Origin of the sequence: Pseudoalteromonas rhizosphaerae (assembly GCF_028885455.1) — a bacterium.
GTDB lineage: Bacteria > Pseudomonadota > Gammaproteobacteria > Enterobacterales > Alteromonadaceae > Pseudoalteromonas > Pseudoalteromonas rhizosphaerae.
The window spans coordinates 5,044,329-5,068,917 of record NZ_CP118496.1 but is presented as its reverse complement, the minus strand read 5'-3'; the positions used below and the strand labels follow the sequence as shown (position 1 = coordinate 5,068,917).

Here is a 24,589-nt window from a genome sequence, read left to right as displayed (position 1 = left end):
TTAGTGTCGAGCGTGCTTCTCTTTGTGTTTAATTACTTGACGATCAAGTTTATCGATTAGTCCGTCAATAGCTGCATACATGTCTTGGTGCTCAGTCGAGGCAAATAATTCAGCGCCACTGACATGTAATGTGGCCTCTGCTTTTTGGCTTAGTTTTTCTACATCAAGAATAACATGGACATTATTGATATGATCAAAATGCCTTTCAAGCTTGGCAAACTTATTGTTTACATAGTCTCTTAATGAATCAGTAATTTCTACGTGACGACCAGTTAAATTTAGTTGCATAAGCATTTTCCTCTTGTGATTTTACGCCTTAAATCAAACTTTTACGTTGATTTGACGGTGGAATAGCCAGTGACTCGCGGTATTTTGCAATAGTCCGTCTAGCTACTTTGATACCTTGCTCTGCCAATATATCTGCAATCTTACTATCACTCAATGGTTTCGCTGAGTTTTCTGCACTGATCAATTTTCTGATCAATGCTCGAATAGCTGTCGAAGAGCATTCGCCGCCGTTCTCAGTGCTTACATGACTTGAGAAAAAATACTTTAACTCAAAAATACCACGGGGGGTATGCATGTACTTTTGTGTCGTTACGCGAGAGATTGTTGATTCGTGCATCTCAACCATTTCAGCAACGTCGTTTAGTACCATAGGTCGCATTGCTTCAGGGCCATGCTCAAAGAATCCCTGCTGTTGTTTTACAATGCAGTTAGTTACTTTGAGTAACGTCTCGTTACGACTTTCTAGGCTTTTAATAAACCATTTAGCTTCTTGCAAATGCGAACGTATAAATTGGCTGTCAGTGCTTGATTTTACTGAGCGTGACATTGCCGCATATTGGCTGTTCACTCTAATTTTTGGCATGCTGTCTGGATTAAGTTCAACCACCCAGCGACCTTTAATTTTTTTCACCGAAACATCAGGTATAACATACTCTGACTCTTCGCGTACTATAGTATCCGCAGGCTTTGGATTAAGGCTGTGGATCAATGTCATTACTTCTTTCAGCTCATCTTCTTTAAGCTTAGTCTTTTTCATCAAAGTGCGATAGTCACGACTAGCTAATAAATCGATATGATCAGTTAAAATCATTTTAGTCTCGCTAATCCAAGGAGTTGCAGGATCAAATTGATTTAATTGAATACATAAACATTCTTGTAGGCTGCGCGCAGCAATACCAACAGGGTCAAATAACTGAATGCGTTTTAACACTGCTTGCACTTCGTCTAGTTCGATTTCTTCTTCGTTATTACCTTGATTTAAGCTCTCTGCGATGTCTTCGCAGCTCAAGGTTAAAATACCTGAATCGTCAACAGCTTCAACAATCGCAATGGCAATAGCTTCATCGGTTGGACTAAAAGGTGTGAGCTGTAATTGCCACATCAGATATTCGTGCAGGGTTTCAGTTGAAGCACCTTGATAAATTGACTCATCTTCAGGCATTGGGCCGGATGACGTATTTGGCGCAGCACTCATGTATTCGTCCCAGGTGACGTCCATAGCCATTTCGTCACTTAAAGTCTCTTTACTTAATGCTTCGCTACTTTCTTGTTCATATTCGCTGGGCTTGTCGTCTGCTGATGCACTAACAGTTAAGTCATCGTTGTCTTGTTTTTGTTCGTTTTTACCAGCCGTGTCGTCTGAATATTCATGCTCTTCTAGCTCTAACAATGGATTGCTGTCGAGTGCTTCTTGAATTTCTTGCTGGAGATCCAATGTACTGAGTTGCAATAAGCGAATTGCTTGTTGCAGCTGTGGTGTCATTGTAAGTTGCTGGCCCATGCGCAGCTGGAGTGATTGCCTCATGTATCTCTAACAATCCTTTTATTGTTATCATCGTTAAGTCTAGCAGATACTTAGCCGAGCGTGGCTTTATAGCCTAAATTGCTCGCCCAGGTAAACATCGCGGACTGTTTGGTCGGCAAGTACATGCTCAGGGGTACCTGATGCAATTAACTCCCCATGAGAAACTATGTAGGCTTTTTCACAAACATCAAGGGTTTCTCGTACATTGTGGTCGGTAATAAGTACGCCAATACCACGGTTTTTAAGGTGTTCAATAATCTTCTTTATATCTAACACTGAAATAGGATCAACGCCAGCAAAAGGCTCATCAAGTAAGATAAATTTTGGATTTGCGGCTAAAGCGCGTGCAATTTCAACTCGACGACGTTCACCACCAGATAATGCCATACCTTGGCTGTCGCGAATATGTTGAATGCTAAACTCATCAAGTAAGCTGTCTAGTGCTTCTTCTCTGGCTTGTTTATTCAGCTCTTTACGAGTTTCTAAAATAGCCATCAGGTTTTGATAAACAGTTAACTTACGAAAGATGGATGATTCTTGTGGTAAGTAGCCAATCCCTAACCGTGCGCGACTGTGCATTGGCAGTAAAGTGATGTCATTATCATCAATACTTATTTTACCTTTGTCGCTAGGTACTAAACCCACAATCATATAAAAAGTGGTGGTTTTACCTGCGCCATTAGGACCCAGTAAGCCAACAATGCTGCCTGCGCTAACTTCTAAACCCACGCTTTTTACAACTTGGCGACCTTTATAGCTTTTTGCTAAAAATTCAGCTTTTAATATACTCATGGCTGCCCTTTAGGTTTGTCTTTTTTACTGTCAACAGGTACCAAAATAGTGTGTACGCGATCGTTTGAGCTTGCGCCTTTTTCAGCACTGATCAGCTGTTGGTCCATATCATAGGTAATGCTTTTGGCATTAATTTTTTGACCTGCTTGAGTGACTTGTGCATTACCAATTAACGTTAAATAGCGCTTGGCGACATCGTAACGGACTTCATCAGCACTGGCGCTCATTATTGTGCCATCAGTTTGTTTTTCTTCAAAGTAAGCAGGGTTACCAGTTGCAACAAGCAATTGTTTGTTATTGCCTAAATCTTCGCGCTTATGGACTTCAAGTCGATCCGCTTTGATACGGCGGTTACCATGAATGATTTCAACATTTTTTTCAAAAATACCGATATTATCTTTCAGTTGGGCAAGCTGCTTTTCAGCACTGATAGAGACTTGATCCGCAGGTGGTGCCGTATTTTCAGCAAAGCTTGCAAAGGCAATGAATAAGCTTGGTATCACAAGCAAGTGAGCAAATTTATTGGTCATAATATATGGTTCGCGTATGGTTAATTAGTTCTACCACTTCGGCTTTTAAGTCGGCATGGAGGCCGCGCCCAGTGATCTTTAAATTTGGTCCGATTAATTCAACTGGTTGTTCTGAACTCATGGTTTGTAGTTCAATATCAACCTGAATATTATCTGCGTTTATATGTTCAATCATGGCATTATTGGTCAGGTTTTTAGCAACCACATTACCTTCTAAAATTAATTGATGATTTTCATATAGGGTGGCTTCATCGGCATTAATTTGCCACGTTTGCTGTTGATTATAGAGTGTAAAAATAGGTTGTTCAAAGTAAGTAAACCCTAACTGTTGGTAAAGTTCCATTTTTGCAGCTGTTACTTTGTGGCTAATTTTACCTTGTTCATCAAACGCGGTTTGTTTTAATGCCACCGCAGTATAATCAGGTTTTGCTATTATATCTTCTTGGTTTTGTGTTATGGCAGTGCTTTGATAAAAATACGGATACCACAGCCATACCATACAGCCGACAAATAATACGCATAATATTAAACGCGCACTATTCATGAGCTTGTGCCTTCGCTAGTTAATGATTTACCATTTTCGAGCATTAATAAATCAGTGAGTTCACGCACTGCTCCAAAACCACCAGGGAGCATGGTTGTATAATGTGAAACTCGCTTGATCAAAGGGTGAGCATCATTTACTGCCACCGCAAAACCAACTAATTCCATTACCGGCAAGTCAGGTCCGTCATCGCCTATGTAAGCGATTTGTTCATCGGTTAACTGCAATTTATCTTTGAGCTGTTGATAAGCTTGCAACTTGTTTTCTTGACCTTGGTAAATATGCGGTACTGTCAGGCTAGTCATCCGTTGCTGAACTATCTGTGAATGACGACCGGTGATCACGGCAACTTCAAAACCGCTATTGATCAGTGCTTTGATACCAAAACCATCTTTAGTATTAAACGCTTTGAGTTCTTCACCTTGATTGCCAAGATAAATGCGGCCATCTGAAAACACCCCATCGATATCACAGATCAGGAGTTTGATTTTTTGTGCTCGCTCGCTCGCATCATCTGAAAGTGGCTGATATAAGTCAGCAAACTGCATTATAAAACTCCTGCTTTGAGCAAATCTTGCATATTAAGAGCACCAATAGGGTGGTGTTTATCATCAACTACAATTAAGCCATTGATACGCTTATTCTCCATAATATTGAGTGCCTCGGCGGCAAGCATATCCGCGGTTGCTGTAGTGCAAGAGCGGGTCATGACAGTGCTGATCAAAGTGCTATGAATATCTATTCGTTGCTCTAAAATTCGGCGTAAATCACCGTCAGTAAAAAGCCCTGCAAGTTGCCCTGTGTCATCAACAATGGCCGTCATACCTAAGCCCTTGGCCGACATTTCGATTAATGCATCTTTGATACATTGCTTGTCATTGATCATAGGCGTTGCTGGGCCACTGTGCATAATATCTTTTAAACACAATAGTAAACGTTTGCCTAAACTTCCCCCAGGATGCGATAGCGCAAAGTCATCTGCAGTAAAGCCTCGGGTTTCTAACAGAGCAACGGCTATTGCATCACCCATCGCAAGCGTTGCAGTCGTGCTCGCAGTCGGGGCGAGTCCTAATGGGCAGGCCTCTTGACTTACTTTGATGCATACATGAGCATCAGCCCAATTTGCCATTGATGATTCAGGGTTACCTGTCATGGCGATCATTTTTGCGCCAATACGTTTAATAACCGGAATAATATTCAGTACTTCGCTGGTTTCGCCTGAGTTAGAAATAAGCATAACCACGTCATCACGAGTGATCATCCCTAAATCACCATGACTTGCTTCACCCGGATGGACAAAAAACGCAGGCGTGCCAGTGCTTGCCAGTGTTGCAGCAATTTTATTACCAATATGCCCAGATTTCCCCATACCGACTACTATGATCCTTCCGTGACATTGATACATCAATTGGCAAGCTTGATTAAAGTTTTCGTCTAGATATTGGGTTATATCAAGCAGTGCTTGGCGCTCTATTTCTAGCACCCGCTTACCTTGTTCAATAAAATTTAACTGCGTCATTGTGTTATCCATTTTGTGGGTAGCATTAAGCAACTTGGCTAAAAATATAACTCTGATATGCTAAAAATGCGACCAATAACAGGCCACCTTCAACTCTATTAATGCGTCTTGTACCTTTAAAGCTCAAGGACATAGCTATAAGGGCTATGGTAGCACCAATCATAATTAAGGCATCACGGTTTGCAGCTGAAGGGTCAATAATTGAAGGGTTGATAATCCCAGCCAGTGGCAACACAGCTAAAATGTTAAAGATATTTGAGCCAACAATATTACCCAGTGCTAAATCATCTTCGTTTTTTAATACCCCAGCAATACAGGCTGCCAGCTCAGGCAGACTGGTGCCAATAGCAATAATGGTTAACCCTATTACTAAATCACTTAGGCCAAAGTATTTGGCTATATCAACTGCTGAGCCAACTAAAAAATGTGAGCTCACAGGCAGTAATATCATACCAATAATTAACCAAAATAAAGCCGATTTGGTGGGCACGTTATCTGGTACGTCTTCACAGGCTTCACTTACAAATGGGTCATCAGCTTGGTTTTTAGCGCGAATAGAAATAATAACTAAGCCCGCAATAAAGACCACAAAGCCTATGATTAATGCAACGCCTTCAGCAAATGAAAAGTAGTTATCCGAAAATATATACCAGGCGGCGATTGACACTAGCAGCACAAGCGGCATTTCGCGTTTTAATGTCATTGATGATACTGATAGTGGGCGCAATAGCGCGGTAATACCTAAAACAAGTAAAATATTAGTGATATTTGAGCCAACGGCATTACCCACGGCAGTGTCAGTTTTACCTGCAAGCGCAGCTGATGCTGAGACCATCATTTCAGGGGCTGACGAGCCCATAGCAACAACTGTTAAACCAACAATAAGAGTAGGAACACCGAAATTTTTTGCCAGTGCCGCAGCACCATATACAAAGCGATCTGCACTCCAAACGAGAGCTGCAAATCCGAGAATTAAAATGACAAAAGAAGTCACCATTACGTTACGCCAATTATTCAAAATGAGATGGCTGCAAATAGTAACAAAAGCCAACCTGAAAGTATAAATAAAAGAATCTGCGAAGCTTGTTAGATTATGGACTGATTTGGACTGAGAAAAATTATTTAAGCGACGGTTAAGCCAACGACTGTAAGCTTTGCAGCGCTATTACATAGAATATTACAAAATTTTACGATTTGTTTTTTCCATCTTGGTGTAAAAACGCTTAAAATAGGTGAACTAGTGAAAATAGTAATGGAGAGCGACTTGTCGCAACCAATAGTAGAAATCAAGGATGTAAGCTTTTCTAGGGGCAATCGCTGTATATATAAAAATATGAGCTTTAGTGTCCCTAAAGGAAAAATTACGGCAATTATGGGGCCAAGCGGAATTGGTAAAACCACCATGTTGCGTTTAATTGGTGGCCAATTAAAACCAGATAGCGGCACTATTTTATTCGAAGGTAATAACATTCCTACCATGTCGCGCAAAGAGCTTTATGCGGCGCGAACCAAAATGAGTATGTTGTTTCAAAGCGGCGCATTATTTACCGATATGTCAGTGTTTGACAATATCGCTTTTCCGCTGCGTGAGCACACTCGTCTAAGTGAAGATTTAATTCGCCTTGTGGTGCTAATGAAATTACAAGCTGTTGGCTTGCGTGGCGCACAAGATCTAATGCCTTCTGAGCTGTCAGGTGGTATGGCACGTCGTGCTGCATTAGCGCGTTCAATCGCGCTTGATCCTGAATTAATTATGTATGATGAGCCATTTGCAGGCCAAGACCCTATCTCCATGGGAGTGTTGGTTAAGTTGATTAAGTCGCTTAATCAAGTGCTTGGGTTATCATCATTAATCGTAACTCACGATGTAACAGAAGTAATGAGTATTGCCGATCACGTTATCATTATTGCCGATCAAGGCGTTATTGGTAGCGGTACACCGGATGAAATGCGTAATCATGAATCGGCCCTAGTTCAGCAGTTCTTAAAAGGATTATCTGATGGCCCAGTGCCGTTTCATTTTCCTGCTCAACCTTATCAAGAAGAATTACTGGGAGGGCGCCGCTGATGTTTGATTTTTTGCAAATGCTAGGTCATAAAACGTTAGGACGGTTTGCTGCACTTGGTCGCTCTACTCAGATGTTGATAGGTGCGTTGTGGAGTTTGCCTAATTTTAGAAAAGGCACGCCGCTTTTAATACGTCAATTATATATGGTCGGCTCGCAGTCACTGTTGATTATCATGGTGTCGGGCTTATTCATTGGCATGGTATTGGCGTTGCAAGGCTACACCGTACTAGTTGGTTATGGTGCAGAGGATAGTTTAGGCCCATTAGTAGCATTGAGTTTACTTAGAGAGTTAGGCCCTGTTGTTACTGCATTATTGTTTGCCGGGCGAGCTGGTAGTGCATTAACCGCTGAAATAGGTTTAATGAAAGCGACTGAGCAGTTATCAAGCCTTGAAATGATGGCGATTGACCCTCTTAAACGTATTATCGCGCCACGCTTTTGGGCGGGCTTTATTAGTATGCCATTACTGGCGTTGATATTTTCAGCAGTTGCAATTATTGGTGCTCATTTAGTAGGTGTTGATTGGTTGGGTGTAGATACGGGGAGTTTTTGGTCAATCATGCAGTCGCAAGTGTCATTCCAGCAAGATATTTTAAATGGCATGATCAAGAGTTTTGTATTTGCCATCGTGGTTACATGGATTGCGCTTTATAAAGGCTACGATTGTATACCGACCTCTGAAGGGATTAGTAAAGCAACAACAGAGACAGTTGTCCACTCATCTTTGGCCGTTTTAGGATTTGATTTTATTTTGACAGCGGTAATGTTTACTAGCTAATAAAAGGTATAGATAATGAGTTCACGGAAATTAGAAATTTTAGTTGGTTTTTTTGTTGCGCTAGGCATTGCTGCTTTTGCTATGTTGGCGTTAAAAGTTGCCAATGCAGGGATCAGCGGCAACGGCGAAACTTACTTATTGAAAGCCAAGTTTGAAAACATTGGTTCATTAAAAACACGTGCGCCGATTAAAGTAGGTGGTGTAGTGGTTGGGCGAGTTGAGGGGATTTCAATTCACCCACAAGAATTTGTGCCAGTTGTTGATATGACGATTGATGCGCAATATCAATGTCGTTTTTCAGATACCAGCTCAGTTTCAATTTTGACATCAGGGATTCTCGGTGAACAATATTTGGGTATTAATCCTGTCATTGCCCCAAAATCAGCTGAACAAGCGTGTTTAGGTGTTGCTGTAACGAGTGATGACAAAAACTTAGGATTAGACGAGTTATTTGGTGTTGAAAGCAAAGCATTAAATGATGGCGACTATATCAATGACACGAAATCAGCATTGGTGCTTGAAGAGTTGATCGGGCAATTTTTATTCAATCAAGGCGGCGAGTAAGTAATTATGTTTAAGAAAATTTTAATGGTAGTTGCGCTGACTTTCAGTGCTATTAGCTTAGCAAGCGATGCGATCGATTTAACTGACCCGTATAAAATGGTTCGCCAAGTATCTGATAATACTTTTCAGCGAATTACTCGTGATCAGCCTTTAATCGAAAAAGATAAGGAGCACCTACGGGTTATTGTCAAAGAAGAGTTGATGCCTTACATTGATTATAAATATGCTGCACTGCGTGTATTAGGAAGTCATGTATCAAAAGTACGTGCGATTAAAGATCCTGCCGAGCAAAAACAAGCAGTTGAGGATATTAAACACTTTATTGATGTGTTTCAAGAATACTTAATCGCTACTTATGCTGGTGTGTTTACGCAATACACCAACCAAAAAGTAGAGTTTGGTGCAAGCAAAGAGTTTACAGGACAAGACCTAGTATTAGTGAAAACCAAAATTGTCGAGCCAGGCAAGCCGGAAATTAAAATTGATTTTAAAGTACGTGAAGATCGCGATGGCGAATGGCGTGCTTATGACATGGTTGCCGAAGGCATTAGTTTATTAGATGCCAAGCAAAGTGAATTTCAAGGCATTTTGCGCCAGCAAGGTATTAACCATGTAAGTGACCTACTTGAACAGAAAAGTAAGTTGCCAGTGCAATTTAGAGGTGACGGCGGTAATGAGTAAAGTAACCGTTACTCAGCTTGACGAACAGCACTATCGAGTCAGTGGTGAATTGACTCGAAATTCAATTTCCGCTGAACGACTTCTGAATAAAAACTCACAAAGTAACCATAAAAACTGGTATTTTGACCTTTCTGAGGTGTCTAGGGTTGACACGGCGGGCTTAGCTTGGTTAATTCACTCTTTCGCAGAATTAAAGCAGCAAGGTATTCACCTTGAATTGCAAAATATTCCTGAACAACTGCAAAAGTTGATGCAGTTGGGACAGGTTACCAACCTATTTGAGTGAGAGTTATGGAATCAAGCCAAGTCGAAACCTTATTGCGCGACGCATTGCAATTAGCTGAAGTACATGTGAAAGCCAACGGTAGTCATTATGAAGTTATCGCAGTCGGCGATTGTTTTGATGGTTTAAGCCGAGTGAAAAAACAACAGCTGGTATATGGTCCGTTGATGAACACCATTTCTGACGGCACAATTCACGCAGTTTCGATCCGTGCATTTACGCCAACTGAGTGGAAGCGCGAACAAAAATTCATTTTACCTCAATAAAAAAGGTTTCCTCATGGATCAATTTGTAATTCAGGGTGGAACCGGACTTGCTGGTGAAGTCACTATCTCTGGCGCTAAAAATGCCGCTTTACCTATTTTGTTTGCAGCATTATTAGCTGACGGTAAAAGTACCTTTAATAATGTTCCTCGCCTGCGTGATATCGGCACTACTGAAGCATTATTAAAAACCCTCGGCGCAGAAATACACTGGCACGGCGAACAGCTCGTGATTGATGGTGGGAAAGTTGATAAAACATTAGCCCCTTACGAGTTAGTCAAACAAATGCGTGCCTCAGTATTAGCATTAGGTCCATTGGTTGCTCGTTTTGGTCAAGCACAAGTATCGCTTCCTGGTGGTTGTGCAATTGGTGCTCGCCCGGTTGATATTCATATTCAAGGTTTGGAGCGCATGGGCGCTGTTATTAGCGTTGAAAAAGGTTATATCAATGCCAAGGTAGATGGGCGTTTAAAAGGTGCTGAAATCTACATGGAAATGGTCAGCGTTGGCGCGACCGAAAATTTATTAATGGCCGCAACCTTAGCTGATGGCAAAACCGTATTAGAAAACGCGGCGCGTGAACCAGAGATTATAGATTTAGCTGCTTGCTTAACAGCAATGGGGGCAAAAATTAGCGGTGCAGGCACTAGCCGTATTGAAATTGAGGGTGTTGAAAAGCTGCATGGTTGTGAGCATCGCATCTTGCCAGATCGGATTGAAACTGGCACATTTTTAGTGGCCGCAGCAATGGCGGGTGGTGAAGTGCTATGTAAGCTTACCGATTTTCATAGTTTAGAGCCTGTAATTGAAAAATTGCGTGCGACTAATGCTTTGATTGAAGTACATAAAGATAGTATTTATCTTGATATGCGTGGCCGTGAGCTTAAAGCCGTTAATATCAAAACCATGCCACACCCAGGTTTTCCTACCGATATGCAAGCACAGTTTACTGCGTTAAATGTAGTCGCTAATGGCAGTGCGACCATTACCGAGACGATTTTTGAAAACCGTTTTATGCATGTACCAGAACTACAACGTATGGGTGCTAACATTCGTTTAGAGGGGAATACGGCAATTTGTGGTGACACTAAGAGTTTGAGTGGCGCACAAGTAATGGCAACTGATTTACGTGCATCAGCGAGCCTAATTTTGACTGGTATTGTGGCACAAGGTGAGACGGTTGTTGACCGTATTTACCACGTTGATCGTGGTTATCAACGGATTGAAGATAAACTCAGCGCGTTAGGTGCTAACATCAAACGTCGAAGTAGTTAATAGCCTAGAACCTAGGTCCTAGCTTCTAGTACTTCGTCACACAAATTTTGACTAGTTGAGAGCACCGTAAGCTCTCTCTAGTTTTTCACGTGCTGAATCAACATTAAACATCCAATTTATACTGGCGCCTTCTTTATTTCGGCGCCATTCCCACGCCGTGAGCTCTGTCTTTAACTCTTCCATACTTGCTATGCGCCGATCTAAGCATTGCTTATTCATATTGCCAATTTCTATCTCGACCATATTCAACCAACTCGCATGTTTAGGTGTGTAATGGAACTCTATTTTATTTAAAATACGTCGTGCTTCTTGCGGTGAAAATGCTTTATATAACGCACCTTCCGTATGAGTCGATAAGTTATCTAGCACGACACGAATTTTATTCGCATGTGGGTAGTGTTCATCGACTAAGTCCTTCATACAGTGTGCAAAATCAACTTTCGTTTTCCTCTGTGTTGCTTTAACGTGTCGCCAACCCCGATGACGGTCAAAGAATACAAATAAGTTAGCCACGCCAACCCGTTTATATTCATAATCTAGGCGTTTTACCTGTCCCTTTTTCATCGGTTGTACTGGCCGTGTATCATCAACAAGTTGCTTCATCGCCTCATCAAAATTAATAATGGGATTGAGCTCATCCGCTGGCTCAGCATATAATTCAAGTACATGCTCCATTCTTGCAATATACTCAGCGTCCATTGTTGCCACACACCACATCTTTTTTTGCCATGGCTTTAACGCATTTTCTTTAAGGCGTCTACGAACCGTTTCATATGAAATACTGTCTAAATCCGTTAATGTTATTAATCGCTCGCCAAGTAACGCTAATGTCCATCGGCAGTGTCCTGTTGGCGGCTCAGAACAGGCTGTGGCTATTAAAGTTACTTCATCTTTCGCGGAGGTTTTTCTCATAGCACCACTTCGTGCACCTTCATTTAAAGCGGCTTCTAAACCGTCTTCGACAAACTGACGTTTGACTCGAAATACAGTTGAAGAGCTCACTTGAACCGCTTCACATATTTGATCTGTTGTATATCGACAACGGTCCGCTTTTAATAAAATGGCGGCTCGTTTGTACTTTCGAACATTGACCATGCCTTTTTTGCAGTAGTTAACTAATTCGCATTTTTCTTCTGCTGATAATTCAACAATATACTTTCGGTTCATAACAATATTAAATGAGTAAATATGAGTTAAAGGATCGTCAATTAGGATAAAAGTTCATTATGAATAAAGAAGAGTTGCCGTCGTTCACTGTGAAACAAGGGCAGTATTTGGCATTTATTTATTACTACACAAAAGTGAATGGTGTTGCACCTGCTGAAAATGATTTTGAGCGTTATTTTGGAACTGCATCATCAAGTGTTCATGCAATGATTTTAACGCTTAAAAAGAAAGGGTTCATCACTTCAACTGCTGGAAAAAGCCGAACGATAAAGCTATTGATAGGAATAAATCAGTTGCCTGAATTTAAGTAAGGCAACTGATCAGAACTTCTGTGAACGAGTACTAGGCCCTAGGTTTTATAGTTTAGTCTCTAACTCTGCAACCTTCACCATCACTTTTAGTACTTCTCCGCTTCGATAAAGTTCAAACTCTATTTCATGCCCCGGCTCTGAATTACCAATTGTGGTCAAGGTTTTTTGCGGGTTAGTGACATCTTCACCGGCAATTTTAATCACAATATCTTGTTCTTTAATACCAGCTTGCCATGCTGGACCTAATGGATCTAGATTGGTTATACGCAAGCCCGCAACAGGGGTGAATTTATCGCTAACTTCTTTACCCGTACTATCAACGGCAGTACCGGTGAAGCCCAAATAACCACGTACAACACGGCCATGACGGATCAGTTTATCCATTACCTCTTTTGCTAATGAGTAAGGTACTGCGAAGAATATGCCTTGGATATCGAGGTTCTCTCGGGTTTTAAATTGTGCTGAGGTGATCCCAACCAAGTCACCGTTAGAGTTTACTAGCGCGCCACCTGAATTGCCGACATTAATTGCCGCATCCATCTGTAGTAGGCTATTGTAAGGACTATCGGTAATTTTTTGTTTACCCGTGGCACTGATGATCCCTTGGGTGATTGTTTGTCCTAAATTCAGCGGATTACCAATCGCCAGTACCACATCGCCCACACGTGGCGTAAAACGCTCACTAATTGGAATAACGGGCAAATGCTCCACGTTAATTTTCAACAGTGCTAAGTCGGTGATGGTATCAAAGCCGATGAGCTGAACATCAAAATAACGGCGGCCATCAGTAAGCAGCACCATAATTTGATCAGCATTATTGATCACATGATAGTTGGTAAGAATATAGCCATCACTTGACATGATTACACCGGAGCCAAGTTCTTGCACGGTGTTTTGCCGTTTATAACGAGGTTCCTTTGAAATGCTCTCAGAAATGATTGTCACAACAGATGGCGCTGCGCGCTGTACTGCATCGGCAAAGCTCAAATGGTCAATACTCATAGAACTTGGTAAGGGTACATTGGGTAACAGCGTTGCACGCATATTTGGGCTAAAAAATACTACCAAAAATGCGATACCGAGTCCGGCAAATAGCGGGGGGAGGACAAACTTAAAAAATTTCAGCACAATTTTCTTATTCTTAATGAGCGATCTTCTAATGATGGCACAAAAAAAATAGCAGCGGCAAGTACCACTGCTATTATTTATGTTATTTACCTAATATTTATTTTATTGGATTAAAACAAATACCGACTCACGACCGCGTTGTACTCCAAGTACGATGTTACCTTTAGTATTTTCGATGATCTTATTCATGTCACTAATTGTTTCAACACGCTGACGGTTTACTTGTATTACCACGTCGCCTTCTTCAAGGCCTACTCTAGCCGCTGGTGAGCGCGGATCAACAGTTGTCACCTCAACCCCTTTATTACCATTCTTTTGGGTGTTTTCAAGTGTTGCACCTTGGAAGGCTGGATGTAGTTCATCACCGGCTGCAGTTAGTGCTGATGCGCCATCAAGGGTCACTTTAACGGTTTGCACTTTACCATCACGATAAATGCCTAATTTTACCTTTCTGCCTTCACCTAGCGTGGCGATTTTACTGCGCAGTTCATGGAAGCCGCTGATCTCACTACCATCAATACTAATAATTACGTCACCTGCTTTAATACCGGCTTCACTGGCGGCAGAATCATCCATTACTTGCATAACATAAGCGCCTTGTTTTACATCAAGCTGTTGTGCTTTAGCAAGGCCAGCATCCAGTGGGCGCCCAGAAATACCTAGTGAGCCACGGCGTACTTCACCATGTTCAATAATTTGATCAACGAGATTTTTCATCATATTGGATGGGATCGCAAAGCCGATACCAACATTGCCACCCGATGCACCTAAAATGGCCGTGTTAATACCAATTAGCTCACCGTTTAAGTTAACTAGCGCACCACCTGAGTTACCTTGATTAATTGCAGCATCGGTTTGAATAAAATCTTCATAACCTTCAATATTTAAACCACTACGGCCCAGTGCACTAACAATCCCTGAGGTAACAGTATGGCTTAAACCAAATGGGTTACCAATTGCTACTGCAAAGTCACCCACTCGTAGTTGATCTGAGTTTGCCAGTTTAACGGCGACTAAATCCTCGGCATCAATTTTTAATAACGCGATGTCTGATTCTTTATCGCTACCGATTTTAGTTGCTTCGTATTCTCGACCATCTTCAAGAGTAACCAACATTTTTTCAGCATCTTGAACTACGTGGTTATTGGTAACGACATAGCCTTCTTTGGCGTCAATAATAACGCCTGAGCCTAAACCACTAAATTCACGCTTTTGGCTACGCGGTTGCGGATTGCCAAAAAAGAAATCAAGCGGATCAGCGCGACGACGGACTTCCTTTGAACCGGAGACTTGGATACTAACAACGCCTGGTGTTATTTGTTCTAGCATCGGCGCTAACGTCGGTAATTGTTGACCATTGACTGCGATAGGCATCTTAGCCATTGATACTGCAGGGGTTAATAATAAACTGGCAGATAACATTGCTGCACTGATTAACGATAATTTCATTTTCATAGTCAGGGTTTACTCCACATCACAGGAAAAAGCACAAACAAAAAAGGCTGCATAAGCAGCCTTTTATCAATTTAGTCCAAAACATTTTAAAGTAGGTTCGCTCTTTAGAATGTTTTGAAATGCATGTAAAACATAAGCTGCTTTATAAACAGACTATGGGGTCAAAAAAAAGTTCATCAAGAAGCTTTAGAAATTTCTGAAACCTTAATTAAACTTTGTCCGGCTCGGCTACTTTTGGTTCGCCGGCGAATAAGCCTGATTCACCTGATACATAATCAGCAGGTTGAGCATGTGCCGATGAACGGTCACTTTGGCGTTCCTTTAGTGAGCGCTGTAGCTGCTCAGTCGTTTCTTTAGAAAAAAATGGTTCGTTAGGATGCTGTTTTTTATCAGCTAGTAGCAGCTTGTTAGTTTCATCAACATGATTTAACAATTGGTCGTAGTTGTCTTTCATTTTGTTGACGAGTCTACCAGTGCTTGCTAAATGATCTGCAACATCTTGACGGTATTGCTCTAATGCATTTTTAGCTTGTGCTGCTTGTTGCTCTAATTCATCTTGCTTAAATTGCTTTTTAGTGACGAAGGCGCCAAGGAAAAATGCAGCTACTGCCACAATAACAATAATGCCGATCCAAGTAACTGTACCCATAATTCTACCCCTTTGGGAATTAATACATAAAAATAAAATAACGCCTAGATTGCGTACTCAAGAATAAATCCTGTTGCTGCTAATATACCCCGAGTTACGATGCGTGTTAACATATTGCGTAAATTAAACCGTGTTTTATTGTAACTATCTATGACTCCTTGGCAAAAGTACCAACAAGATTTACAGCGTGAAGACTTTGTTTACGATGCTGCGCAAGAAAATGCAGTACGTCATCTACAAAGGCTCTTCGATGACTTAACAGCACAAAAGCCCGCAGCTAGAGGCTGGTTCTCTAAACTATTTAATAAAAATAGCACGGCGCCTATAAAAGGTTTGTATTTTTGGGGGGGAGTAGGGCGTGGTAAAACCTATTTGGTTGATACCTTCTATGAGGCGCTGCCGGGAACACGCAAGATGCGCGTGCATTTTCATCGTTTTATGCACCGTGTTCACGAAGAGCTAAAAAAATTAGACAAAACTGCTAATCCCTTAGAAGTTGTGGCTGATATTTTTAAAGCTGAAACCGACATTATCTGCTTTGACGAATTTTTTGTGCAAGACATTACTGATGCCATGCTGCTTGGTGGTTTAATGGAAGCCTTATTTGCGCGCGGCATTGTGTTAGTGGCAACGTCTAACATTATACCTGATGAGTTATATCGAAATGGTTTGCAGCGTGCTCGCTTTTTGCCTGCAATCGCACTTGTTAATGCAAACACTGAGATTGTGAATGTGGATTCTGGCATTGATTACCGATTGCGTACTTTAGAGCAAGCAGAGATATTTCATAGCCCACTAGATGAACAAGCCGATAAAAATCTGTTTGAGTATTTTGATAAGTTATCTCCAGAGCCGGGTAAACTCGATCACCCCATCGAAATCGAAGGGCGAATGATCAAAACCCGTAAGGTCGCTGATTGTATTGTGATGTTTGATTTCTCTCAGTTGTGTGAAACCGCACGTAGCCAAGTCGATTATATGGAAATAAGCCGTTTATATAACACTGTTATTTTATCGAACGTAAAACAGCTTGGCCAAAATAACGATGATGCCGCCAGGCGCTTTATTGCGTTAGTCGATGAGTTTTACGAACGCCACGTCACACTTATTATTTCTGCTGAAAAACCTATTACGGAACTCTACACGCAAGGCAACCTTAACTTTGAGTTCAGACGTTGTATTAGTCGATTGCAAGAAATGCAGTCGTTAGAGTACCTAGCAAGAGAGCATTTGGTTTAATGTAGCTGTAAGTTATAAGCCATCAGCCGTCAGCCGTCAGCCGTCAGGTAAAGAGAATATTTTCTTGACTCTTAAGTTGATAGGGACAAAGTTTTGATAGCTGATAGAACAATTTTCTTGTGGAAAAAACAACCGTCGAGTAGCAATGTGATAAAAGTGCTGGTATACTCCCGCGTCTGCCACGTTGCGTTCTATTGCCTTCATTAGATTAGCCTCTTTTGAATGGCGCAAAAGTCTTAAACTCGAAGGGGTTGGAGCAAACATTTAGAGCGGTAATTAATAATAATTACCTGTGGTTTTAATTGAAAAACATTGGATTTTTATAAATGAAAACGTTTGTTGCTAAACCAGAAACAGTAAAACGTGACTGGTCCGTAGTTGACGCTGAAGGTAAAACTTTAGGTCGCATCGCTACTGAAATCGCTCATCGCCTACGCGGTAAGCACAAAGCTGAGTACACTCCACACGTAGATACTGGTGATTACATCATCGTTATCAACGCGGAGAAAGTTACTGTAACTGGTAACAAGTTCAAAGATAAAGTGTACTATGCTCACTCTGGTTTCCCAGGTGGTCTTAAGTCTACTACTTTTGATAAACTTCAAGCTGCAAAGCCTGAAATGATCATCGAGAAGGCTGTTAAGGGCATGTTGCCACGTGGTCCTTTAGGCCGCGCAATGTACCGTAAACTTAAAGTTTACGCAGGTACTGAGCACAACCATGCTGCACAACAGCCTCAGGTTCTAGACATTTAAGGAGCACTAACATGGCAAATCAATACTACGGTACAGGTCGTCGTAAAAGTTCAAGTGCTCGCGTATTCTTACGCCCAGGCACTGGTAACATCGTAATCAACAATCGCTCTTTAGAAGAGTATTTTGGTCGCGAAACAGCACGCATGGTTGTTCGTCAAGCTTTAGGGCTTGTTGATATGACTGAAAAGTTTGATCTTTACATCACCGTTGCTGGTGGTGGTACTACTGGTCAAGCTGGTGCTATCCGTCACGGTATCACTCGTGCACTTATGGAGTTTGACGAGTCACTACGTCCACAACTTCGTAAAGCAGGTTTCGTTACTCGTGATGCACGTAAAGTTGAGCGTAAGAAAGTGGGTCTTAAGAAAGCGCGTAAGCGTCCACAGTTCTCAAAACGTTAATATTTACGTTATCAAGAATTTCAAAAACCCAGCTTCTGCTGGGTTTTTTGTTTTTGGGGTTATAAAAGTTAGCGAGAGTAAAGTTAGTGAGGGTAAAGTTAGCGAGAGTAAAGTTAGCGAGAGTAAATAGACGAAGTACTTGACTACCGCGTTTAAAAATTCATTCTGATAAAACTCGCAAACTCGCAAACTCGCAAACTCGCAAACTCGCAAACTCGCAAACTCGCAAACTCGCAAACTCGCAAACTCGCAAACTCGCAAACTCGCAAACTCGCAAACTCGCAAACTCGCAAACTCGCAAACTCGCAAACTCGCAAACTCGCAAACTCGCAAACTCGCACTTTTTATCAGACATAAGCAAACTCGTACTTTTTATCAGACATAAGCAAACTCGCAAACTCGCAAACTCGCAAACTCGCACTTTTTATCAGACATAAGCAAACTCGTACTTTTTATCAGACATAAGCAAACTCGCAAACTCGCATCAAATATGCGGCTAATAATTAACCTGCTACTGCCTTTGTTGCGTATAACTTTAAAAAAAGTTCAATAATTATCGTAATAAGTGTAAATCCGTCAGTTAATTGATGAATTTTTTTGCTACAATTGTCTGGCAAGTAATGTGAGTGAGTTCAACAGCACCATGTGCAGTTTATCTGCTTCCTTTTAGTGAGGTTGATCTTGGTCAGTATATTGTTTTTGTAAAAGTCATATCATAAAACGGCTCTATGCTCGAGCTAACTTAGTCAATTAGTTGATAAAGTCGGGATTATTCGAGCATGAGGCTGTTAATAACCTTGTTTTAATCAAGGGTTTTAATTATGATCGCTTCTATTTTAAAATTTCGAAAAATTAACCTGCTGTAACTGATGTTCTCAATATAGCAAGTGTTGAGAATCATAGTGGAGATAAGTGGATGAGCAATGCGCCTGTAGACAATGGCCGACGTCGCTTTTTAACCATAGCTACCTCTGTTGTAGGTGGTGTTGGTGCGGCTGGGGCTGCTGTTCCTTTTATTGCGTCTTGGAATCCAAGTGAGCGAGCTAAATCTGCGGGTGCGCCTGTAGAAGTAGATATCAGCAAACTTGAGCCGGGACAATTAATACGTGTCGAGTGGCGTGGTAAACCTGTATGGGTTGTATCACGAACCCCTAAAATGCTTGAGCAGATGAAAGAACATGAAGGTCAACTTCGTGATCCGCAATCGCAAGAGCCACAACAATTAGAATCATCAACAAATGATTACCGTTCATTACGCCCTGAGATATTTCTCGCTGTAGGTATTTGTACGCATTTAGGGTGTTCACCTGGCTTTTTCCAAGGTAATTTTGGTGAAAAGGTTGAGGGAACAGATGATGGTTTCTACTGTCCATGTCACGGTTCTAAATTTGATATGGCTGGCCGTGTGTTTAAATCGGTACCTGCCCCGTTAAACTTAGAAATACCACCTTACACATTTCTTGATGAAACCACTATTTTAGTGGGCGAAGAAAAAGGGGTAGCCTAATGTTCGGTAAAATTATTGGTTGGATAGACGACCGTATCCCAATGACACGTGTTTGGAACATGCATATTGCACAGTATCCAGCACCGAAAAACTTTAACTTCTGGTATTTCTTTGGCTCATTGGCCATGTTAGTACTAGTAAACCAAATTCTTACCGGGATTTGGTTAACGATGAACTTTGTTCCGTCTTCTGAGGGCGCATTCGCTTCAGTAGAATACATCATGCGTGATGTAGAATACGGCTGGTTACTACGTTATTTGCACTCAACAGGTGCATCAGCGTTTTTCATCGTTGTATATATGCATATGTTCCGTGGCATGATCTACGGTTCTTACCAAAAACCACGTGAATTACTGTGGTTATTCGGTATGTTTATCTTCTTAGCGTTAATGGCTGAAGCATTCATGGGGTACTTATTACCATGGGGTCAAATGTCATTCTGGGGTGCACAGGTAATCATTTCACTATTCGGGGCTATTCCGGTTATTGGTGATGACTTAACACTTTGGATCCGTGGTGATTATGTAATATCAGGTGCAACGCTTAACCGCTTCTTTGCATTACATGTTATTGCTTTACCATTGGTTATCGTAATTTTAGTATTCTTACACATTGTGGCACTGCACGAAGTGGGTTCAAACAACCCTGACGGCGTTGAGATCAAGCGTAAGAAAGGCTCTGTTGCTGAAGAAGATAAGCCTAAATTTAAATTCCATGAGTATTACACTGACAAGAAAGATATTGTTGATGCGATTCCGTTCCACCCTTATTACACAGTAAAAGATATTGTGGGTGTGGTTGGTTTCTTAATCTTGTTCTGTTGGGTGGTGTTCTTTATGCCTGCGATGAATGGTTTCTTCCTTGAAGGACCAAACTTTGAAGCGGCAAATCCACTTAAAACACCAGCACATATTTTCCCAGTTTGGTACTTTACGCCATTCTATGCAATCTTACGTGCAATCCCAGATAAACTAATTGGTGTTGCTGCGATGGGTGCATCGATTGTAGTGCTGGCGTTATTACCTTGGCTTGACCGTGGTACGGTTAAATCGGTTCGCTACCGTTGTGGCTTCCATAAATGGAACATTGCAGGGTTTGTTGTTACTTTCGTACTACTTGGTTGGGTGGGTGCAACTCCACAAACTGACTTTAAAACGATTGTCTCGCAAATCTGTACTGTGACTTACTTTATGTTCTTCGTACTGTTGTTTGTATACAGTAAGAATGAAAAAACTAAGCCATTGCCTGAGAGGTTAACGAAATGATGAAAAAGCTTATTATCGGTTTATTTGCTTTATCAATAAACGTATTGCCGGCAATGGCGGCAGGTCCATCGGTTCCATTAATGGAAGCCGGTAATGATCTAACTGATCAGCCTTCGTTGCAACGTGGTGCAAAGTTGTTCATGAACTACTGTCTTGGTTGTCACCAAATGCAGTATCAGCGTTATGAGCGTACTTTCCGTGATATCGGTATTCCAACAGCCGTTGGCCTTGAGCAGTTAATTTTTGACGGTTCAAAAGTTGGTAGCCATATCACTAACGCAATTACTAAAGATGATGCAGCAAAATGGTTTGGTGCGGCTCCGCCGGATCTAACTCTAATTGCACGTGTAAAATCTCCGGATTATATTTACACGTACTTAAAGTCATTTTATAAAGATGAATCTCGTCCGTTTGGGGTAAACAATATTGTTTTCCCACTGGTAGGTATGCCTCACGTTCTGCAAGAACTACAAGGTTTACCAACACCTATTACTGAAGAAGTCGAAGAACATGGTCACACTGTGACTAAAGTTATTGGTACTGAAACAGATGGAACAGGCGAAATGAGTGTAGACGAGTACGATCAAGCGGCTCGTGACTTAACTAACTTCCTTGAGTACGTGGGTGAACCTTCACGTCTTGAATCAGAAGCGTTAGGTATCAAGGTTATCGGATTCTTAGTTATCCTATTTATCTTGGCATTCATGTTGAAGAAAGAATACTGGAGAGATGTTCATTAATTTTGAACATATTTAAAGGTAATTTTGCAATAGGGGCTTAAGCCCCTTTTGCTGTTTTTGTTATTTAATGGAGGTAGGCATGGCCGTAGCTGCCAATAAGCGCCCTGTAATGACCCTTTTTTCTGGTGCTAACTGTATGTATAGCCATCAAGTACGCATTGTACTTGCTGAAAAAGGCGTAAGTGTAGATATTCATCTGGCTGAAAAGGACAACCTGCCAGAAGCACTTCATGAAATTAACCCTTACGGTACAGTGCCAACACTGATTGACCGTGAGCTTGGTTTATATCAGGCAAACATCATCATGGAATACCTTGATGAACGTTTTCCTCACCCTCCACTAATGCCTGTTTATCCGGTAATGCGTGGCCGCAGCCGTTTAATGATGCATCGCATCGACACAGATTGGTACAGCCTTGCTGCTAAAATTTATGCTAATGGCGCTGAATCAGCGCAAGCGCGTAAAGAACTAACAGAAGCTTTACTTGCTGTTTCAGCAATCTTTACTGAAGCTCCTTACTTTATGAGTGAAGAGTTTAGTTTAGTTGATTGTTACTTAGCACCATTACTATGGCGTTTACCAGAGCTTGGTATTGAGCTAACTGGTGCAGGTTCTAAAGAGATGAAAGAATATATGATCCGTTTATTTGAGCGTGAATCATTCCAAGCTTCTCTTACTGAAACTGAGCGCGAGATCCGTTTGTAATGACGCCTAATCGTCCTTATTTACTTCGTGCTTTCTTTGATTGGATTGTTGATAATCAGTGTACACCGCATTTAGTGGTTAATGCTGATTTTCCAGCCGTGCAAATACCAACACAGTTTGTTCAAGATGGACAAATTGTGTTGAATATTAGCCCATCAGCTGTCACACAGTTCTCAATGGATAATCAGCAGTTAAGCTTTAGTGCCCGCTTTGGTGGCCAGCCAATGCAAGTATACGTGCCAATTGGTGCCGTGCTTGCTATCTATGCCCGCGAAAACGGTGAAGGCACTGTGTTTACTGCAGATGAGTTTTTAGAAGATGAAGACGAGTTTGCAGCTGAGTTAGAAAGTGTTGATATCGCAGATGAATTATTACCTGACGAGCCAGCTCCTTCTAAGCCTGAAAAGAAAAAAGGCTCACACTTACGTGTTATTAAGTAATATGTAATTGTTTGATAAAAACCGCTGATTAAGCGGTTTTTTTATGCCTGTATAAAAGTAGACTGAAGATAAAAGGTAAAGGTAAAAGGTTAAAGGTTAAAGGTGCTAGATAAACTAAGGGCTACGGGGTTGGCATGGGTGTTTGGATTTATTGTAGGCGGGGCTTTATCCACGCAGATTTATACCAATCGTGTTAAGTTACTGACCATTTATAGCGACAGATAAATACAGTGATAACAAGGCGTAAATTTTGACATGTAGTTGTCCTACTTGAAAAAATTATAACGTAGTTAGCGCTTTATTTAGCTCGCTAGAATGGTTAAATATTTAAGTCGATTGGTATTAGTTAAAGTTTATGAGCGACGAGTTGTGAGAAGAAGGTTAAGGTTGATTGTTGTAGCAGCGGGTTTACCCCGCGTTTTTTAGTGAAGATGCGCGAGGTAAGCTCCCGCCTACAGGTATAGAAAACCTTGCGATATCAACTGCAAGGCTTTTAATTCCTAGAACCTAGTACCTAGTACTTCGTCACACAAATTTTGACTAGTTGAGAGCACCGTAAGCTCTCTCTAGTTTTTCACGTGCTGAATCAACATTAAACATCCAATTTATACTGGCGCCTTCTTTATTTCGGCGCCATTCCCACGCCGTGAGCTCTGTCTTTAACTCTTCCATACTTGCTATGCGCCGATCTAAGCATTGCTTATTCATATTGCCAATTTCTATCTCGACCATATTCAACCAACTCGCATGTTTAGGTGTGTAATGGAACTCTATTTTATTTAAAATACGTCGTGCTTCTTGCGGTGAAAATGCTTTATATAACGCACCTTCCGTATGAGTCGATAAGTTATCTAGCACGACACGAATTTTATTCGCATGTGGGTAGTGTTCATCGACTAAGTCCTTCATACAGTGTGCAAAATCAACTTTCGTTTTCCTCTGTGTTGCTTTAACGTGTCGCCAACCCCGATGACGGTCAAAGAATACAAATAAGTTAGCCACGCCAACCCGTTTATATTCATAATCTAGGCGTTTTACCTGTCCCTTTTTCATCGGTTGTACTGGCCGTGTATCATCAACAAGTTGCTTCATCGCCTCATCAAAATTAATAATGGGATTGAGCTCATCCGCTGGCTCAGCATATAATTCAAGTACATGCTCCATTCTTGCAATATACTCAGCGTCCATTGTTGCCACACACCACATCTTTTTTTGCCATGGCTTTAACGCATTTTCTTTAAGGCGTCTACGAACCGTTTCATATGAAATACTGTCTAAATCCGTTAATGTTATTAATCGCTCGCCAAGTAACGCTAATGTCCATCGGCAGTGTCCTGTTGGCGGCTCAGAACAGGCTGTGGCTATTAAAGTTACTTCATCTTTCGCGGAGGTTTTTCTCATAGCACCACTTCGTGCACCTTCATTTAAAGCGGCTTCTAAACCGTCTTCGACAAACTGACGTTTGACTCGAAATACAGTTGAAGAGCTCACTTGAACCGCTTCACATATTTGATCTGTTGTATATCGACAACGGTCCGCTTTTAATAAAATGGCGGCTCGTTTGTACTTTCGAACATTGACCATGCCTTTTTTGCAGTAGTTAACTAATTCGCATTTTTCTTCTGCTGATAATTCAACAATATACTTTCGGTTCATAACAATATTAAATGAGTAAATATGAGTTAAAGGATCGTCAATTAGGATAAAAGTTCAT

General features: G+C 41.3%; 29 protein-coding genes. 16 read left to right on the top strand and 13 right to left on the bottom strand.

Annotated features, from left to right (window positions below; all coding sequences use genetic code 11):
• The 8 genes from hpf to PVK79_RS22090 all read right to left on the bottom strand — a co-directional run bounded on the left by hpf (position 1) and on the right by PVK79_RS22090 (position 6,195).
• Positions 1–288, bottom strand: a complete 288-nt coding sequence (gene hpf / locus PVK79_RS22125; RefSeq protein ID WP_145236739.1) for a ribosome hibernation promoting factor — start codon at positions 286–288, stop codon at positions 1–3.
• A 28-nt stretch (positions 289–316) separates the two neighbouring features.
• Positions 317–1,813 carry an RNA polymerase factor sigma-54 gene (locus PVK79_RS22120; RefSeq protein WP_145236743.1) on the bottom strand — a complete coding sequence of 499 codons (1,497 nt, stop codon included), beginning with the start codon at positions 1,811–1,813 and terminating at the stop codon, positions 317–319.
• Between the two features lie 66 nt (positions 1,814–1,879).
• Entirely contained in the window at positions 1,880–2,605 is a 726-nt protein-coding gene (gene lptB, locus PVK79_RS22115) for an LPS export ABC transporter ATP-binding protein (RefSeq protein ID WP_145236746.1), read from the bottom strand.
• Positions 2,602–3,135, bottom strand: a complete 534-nt coding sequence (gene lptA / locus PVK79_RS22110; protein ID WP_145236749.1) for a lipopolysaccharide transport periplasmic protein LptA — start codon at positions 3,133–3,135, stop codon at positions 2,602–2,604. Before lptA ends, lptB begins: the two co-directional genes overlap by 4 nt.
• On the bottom strand, positions 3,125–3,679 hold the full coding sequence (gene lptC / locus PVK79_RS22105; protein ID WP_182779154.1) for an LPS export ABC transporter periplasmic protein LptC: 555 nt from the start codon (positions 3,677–3,679) through the stop codon (positions 3,125–3,127). Before lptC ends, lptA begins: the two co-directional genes overlap by 11 nt.
• Positions 3,676–4,227, bottom strand: coding sequence for a 3-deoxy-manno-octulosonate-8-phosphatase KdsC (kdsC, locus tag PVK79_RS22100; protein WP_182779152.1), 552 nt, complete (start codon positions 4,225–4,227; stop codon positions 3,676–3,678). Before kdsC ends, lptC begins: the two co-directional genes overlap by 4 nt.
• A complete protein-coding gene (locus PVK79_RS22095; protein WP_145236758.1) occupies positions 4,227–5,198 on the bottom strand; it encodes a KpsF/GutQ family sugar-phosphate isomerase in 972 nt (323 codons plus the stop codon). The genes kdsC and PVK79_RS22095 overlap by 1 nt, the downstream gene beginning before the upstream one ends.
• Before the next feature lie 25 nt (positions 5,199–5,223).
• Positions 5,224–6,195 (bottom strand): calcium/sodium antiporter, encoded by a 972-nt coding sequence (locus PVK79_RS22090; RefSeq protein WP_145236761.1) that lies wholly within the window; start codon positions 6,193–6,195, stop codon positions 5,224–5,226.
• 255 nt (positions 6,196–6,450) lie between these two features.
• On the opposite strand from PVK79_RS22090, the gene mlaF reads away from it, so the two are divergent.
• Genes mlaF through murA form a run of 7 tightly spaced genes read left to right on the top strand, consistent with a single transcriptional unit; the run spans position 6,451 to position 11,112 of the window.
• Positions 6,451–7,266: a phospholipid ABC transporter ATP-binding protein MlaF gene (gene mlaF / locus PVK79_RS22085; protein WP_182732390.1), complete on the top strand. Its 816-nt coding sequence runs from the start codon at positions 6,451–6,453 to the stop codon at positions 7,264–7,266.
• Positions 7,266–8,045: a lipid asymmetry maintenance ABC transporter permease subunit MlaE gene (gene mlaE / locus PVK79_RS22080; protein ID WP_145236765.1), complete on the top strand. Its 780-nt coding sequence runs from the start codon at positions 7,266–7,268 to the stop codon at positions 8,043–8,045. Before mlaF ends, mlaE begins: the two co-directional genes overlap by 1 nt.
• A 15-nt stretch (positions 8,046–8,060) precedes the next feature.
• Positions 8,061–8,609, top strand: coding sequence for an outer membrane lipid asymmetry maintenance protein MlaD (gene mlaD / locus PVK79_RS22075; protein WP_257324797.1), 549 nt, complete (start codon positions 8,061–8,063; stop codon positions 8,607–8,609).
• 6 nt (positions 8,610–8,615) lie between these two features.
• Positions 8,616–9,290, top strand: coding sequence for an MlaC/ttg2D family ABC transporter substrate-binding protein (locus PVK79_RS22070; RefSeq protein WP_257324795.1), 675 nt, complete (start codon positions 8,616–8,618; stop codon positions 9,288–9,290).
• Complete coding sequence (locus tag PVK79_RS22065) at positions 9,283–9,576, top strand: STAS domain-containing protein (protein ID WP_145236776.1); 294 nt, start codon at positions 9,283–9,285, stop codon at positions 9,574–9,576. Before PVK79_RS22070 ends, PVK79_RS22065 begins: the two co-directional genes overlap by 8 nt.
• 5 nt (positions 9,577–9,581) lie before the next feature.
• Positions 9,582–9,839 carry a BolA family protein gene (locus PVK79_RS22060; protein WP_257324793.1) on the top strand — a complete coding sequence of 86 codons (258 nt, stop codon included), beginning with the start codon at positions 9,582–9,584 and terminating at the stop codon, positions 9,837–9,839.
• Positions 9,840–9,852: 13 nt separating this feature from the next.
• Positions 9,853–11,112 (top strand): UDP-N-acetylglucosamine 1-carboxyvinyltransferase, encoded by a 1,260-nt coding sequence (murA, locus tag PVK79_RS22055; RefSeq protein ID WP_257324791.1) that lies wholly within the window; start codon positions 9,853–9,855, stop codon positions 11,110–11,112.
• A gap of 51 nt (positions 11,113–11,163) precedes the next feature.
• On the opposite strand, the gene PVK79_RS22050 is transcribed toward murA, so the two are convergent.
• Entirely contained in the window at positions 11,164–12,279 is a 1,116-nt protein-coding gene (locus tag PVK79_RS22050; RefSeq protein ID WP_257324033.1) for an IS630 family transposase, read from the bottom strand.
• Positions 12,280–12,338: 59 nt separating this feature from the next.
• Between PVK79_RS22050 and PVK79_RS22045 the strand changes: the two genes are divergently transcribed.
• Positions 12,339–12,590 carry a LexA family protein gene (locus PVK79_RS22045; RefSeq protein ID WP_149983453.1) on the top strand — a complete coding sequence of 84 codons (252 nt, stop codon included), beginning with the start codon at positions 12,339–12,341 and terminating at the stop codon, positions 12,588–12,590.
• 45 nt (positions 12,591–12,635) lie between these two features.
• On the opposite strand, the gene PVK79_RS22040 is transcribed toward PVK79_RS22045, so the two are convergent.
• From PVK79_RS22040 to PVK79_RS22030, 3 genes are all read right to left on the bottom strand, one after another.
• On the bottom strand, positions 12,636–13,718 hold the full coding sequence (locus tag PVK79_RS22040; protein ID WP_257324789.1) for a trypsin-like peptidase domain-containing protein: 1,083 nt from the start codon (positions 13,716–13,718) through the stop codon (positions 12,636–12,638).
• 102 nt (positions 13,719–13,820) lie between these two features.
• Entirely contained in the window at positions 13,821–15,173 is a 1,353-nt protein-coding gene (locus PVK79_RS22035) for a Do family serine endopeptidase (RefSeq protein WP_257324788.1), read from the bottom strand.
• A 208-nt stretch (positions 15,174–15,381) separates the two neighbouring features.
• Positions 15,382–15,822, bottom strand: coding sequence for a Z-ring associated ZapG family protein (locus PVK79_RS22030; RefSeq protein WP_257324786.1), 441 nt, complete (start codon positions 15,820–15,822; stop codon positions 15,382–15,384).
• A gap of 150 nt (positions 15,823–15,972) precedes the next feature.
• On the opposite strand from PVK79_RS22030, the gene zapE reads away from it, so the two are divergent.
• From zapE to PVK79_RS21990, 8 genes are all read left to right on the top strand, one after another.
• Positions 15,973–17,061 carry a cell division protein ZapE gene (gene zapE / locus PVK79_RS22025; RefSeq protein ID WP_145236796.1) on the top strand — a complete coding sequence of 363 codons (1,089 nt, stop codon included), beginning with the start codon at positions 15,973–15,975 and terminating at the stop codon, positions 17,059–17,061.
• Between the two features lie 326 nt (positions 17,062–17,387).
• On the top strand, positions 17,388–17,816 hold the full coding sequence (gene rplM / locus PVK79_RS22020; protein WP_257324783.1) for a 50S ribosomal protein L13: 429 nt from the start codon (positions 17,388–17,390) through the stop codon (positions 17,814–17,816).
• Between the two features lie 11 nt (positions 17,817–17,827).
• Positions 17,828–18,217 carry a 30S ribosomal protein S9 gene (gene rpsI / locus PVK79_RS22015; RefSeq protein WP_016710054.1) on the top strand — a complete coding sequence of 130 codons (390 nt, stop codon included), beginning with the start codon at positions 17,828–17,830 and terminating at the stop codon, positions 18,215–18,217.
• A gap of 916 nt (positions 18,218–19,133) precedes the next feature.
• On the top strand, positions 19,134–19,724 hold the full coding sequence (gene petA, locus PVK79_RS22010; RefSeq protein ID WP_145236799.1) for a ubiquinol-cytochrome c reductase iron-sulfur subunit: 591 nt from the start codon (positions 19,134–19,136) through the stop codon (positions 19,722–19,724).
• Positions 19,724–20,989 carry a cytochrome b gene (locus PVK79_RS22005; protein WP_145236803.1) on the top strand — a complete coding sequence of 422 codons (1,266 nt, stop codon included), beginning with the start codon at positions 19,724–19,726 and terminating at the stop codon, positions 20,987–20,989. Before petA ends, PVK79_RS22005 begins: the two co-directional genes overlap by 1 nt.
• Positions 20,986–21,729, top strand: coding sequence for a cytochrome c1 (locus PVK79_RS22000; RefSeq protein WP_145236807.1), 744 nt, complete (start codon positions 20,986–20,988; stop codon positions 21,727–21,729). The genes PVK79_RS22005 and PVK79_RS22000 overlap by 4 nt, the downstream gene beginning before the upstream one ends.
• A 79-nt stretch (positions 21,730–21,808) precedes the next feature.
• Positions 21,809–22,435, top strand: coding sequence for a stringent starvation protein SspA (gene sspA, locus PVK79_RS21995; protein ID WP_064667929.1), 627 nt, complete (start codon positions 21,809–21,811; stop codon positions 22,433–22,435).
• Entirely contained in the window at positions 22,435–22,875 is a 441-nt protein-coding gene (locus PVK79_RS21990) for a ClpXP protease specificity-enhancing factor (RefSeq protein WP_145236812.1), read from the top strand. Before sspA ends, PVK79_RS21990 begins: the two co-directional genes overlap by 1 nt.
• 540 nt (positions 22,876–23,415) lie before the next feature.
• Here the strand turns inward: PVK79_RS21990 and PVK79_RS21985 are convergent.
• Positions 23,416–24,531 (bottom strand): IS630 family transposase, encoded by a 1,116-nt coding sequence (locus PVK79_RS21985; protein ID WP_257324033.1) that lies wholly within the window; start codon positions 24,529–24,531, stop codon positions 23,416–23,418.
• Positions 24,532–24,589 lie beyond the last annotated feature (58 nt).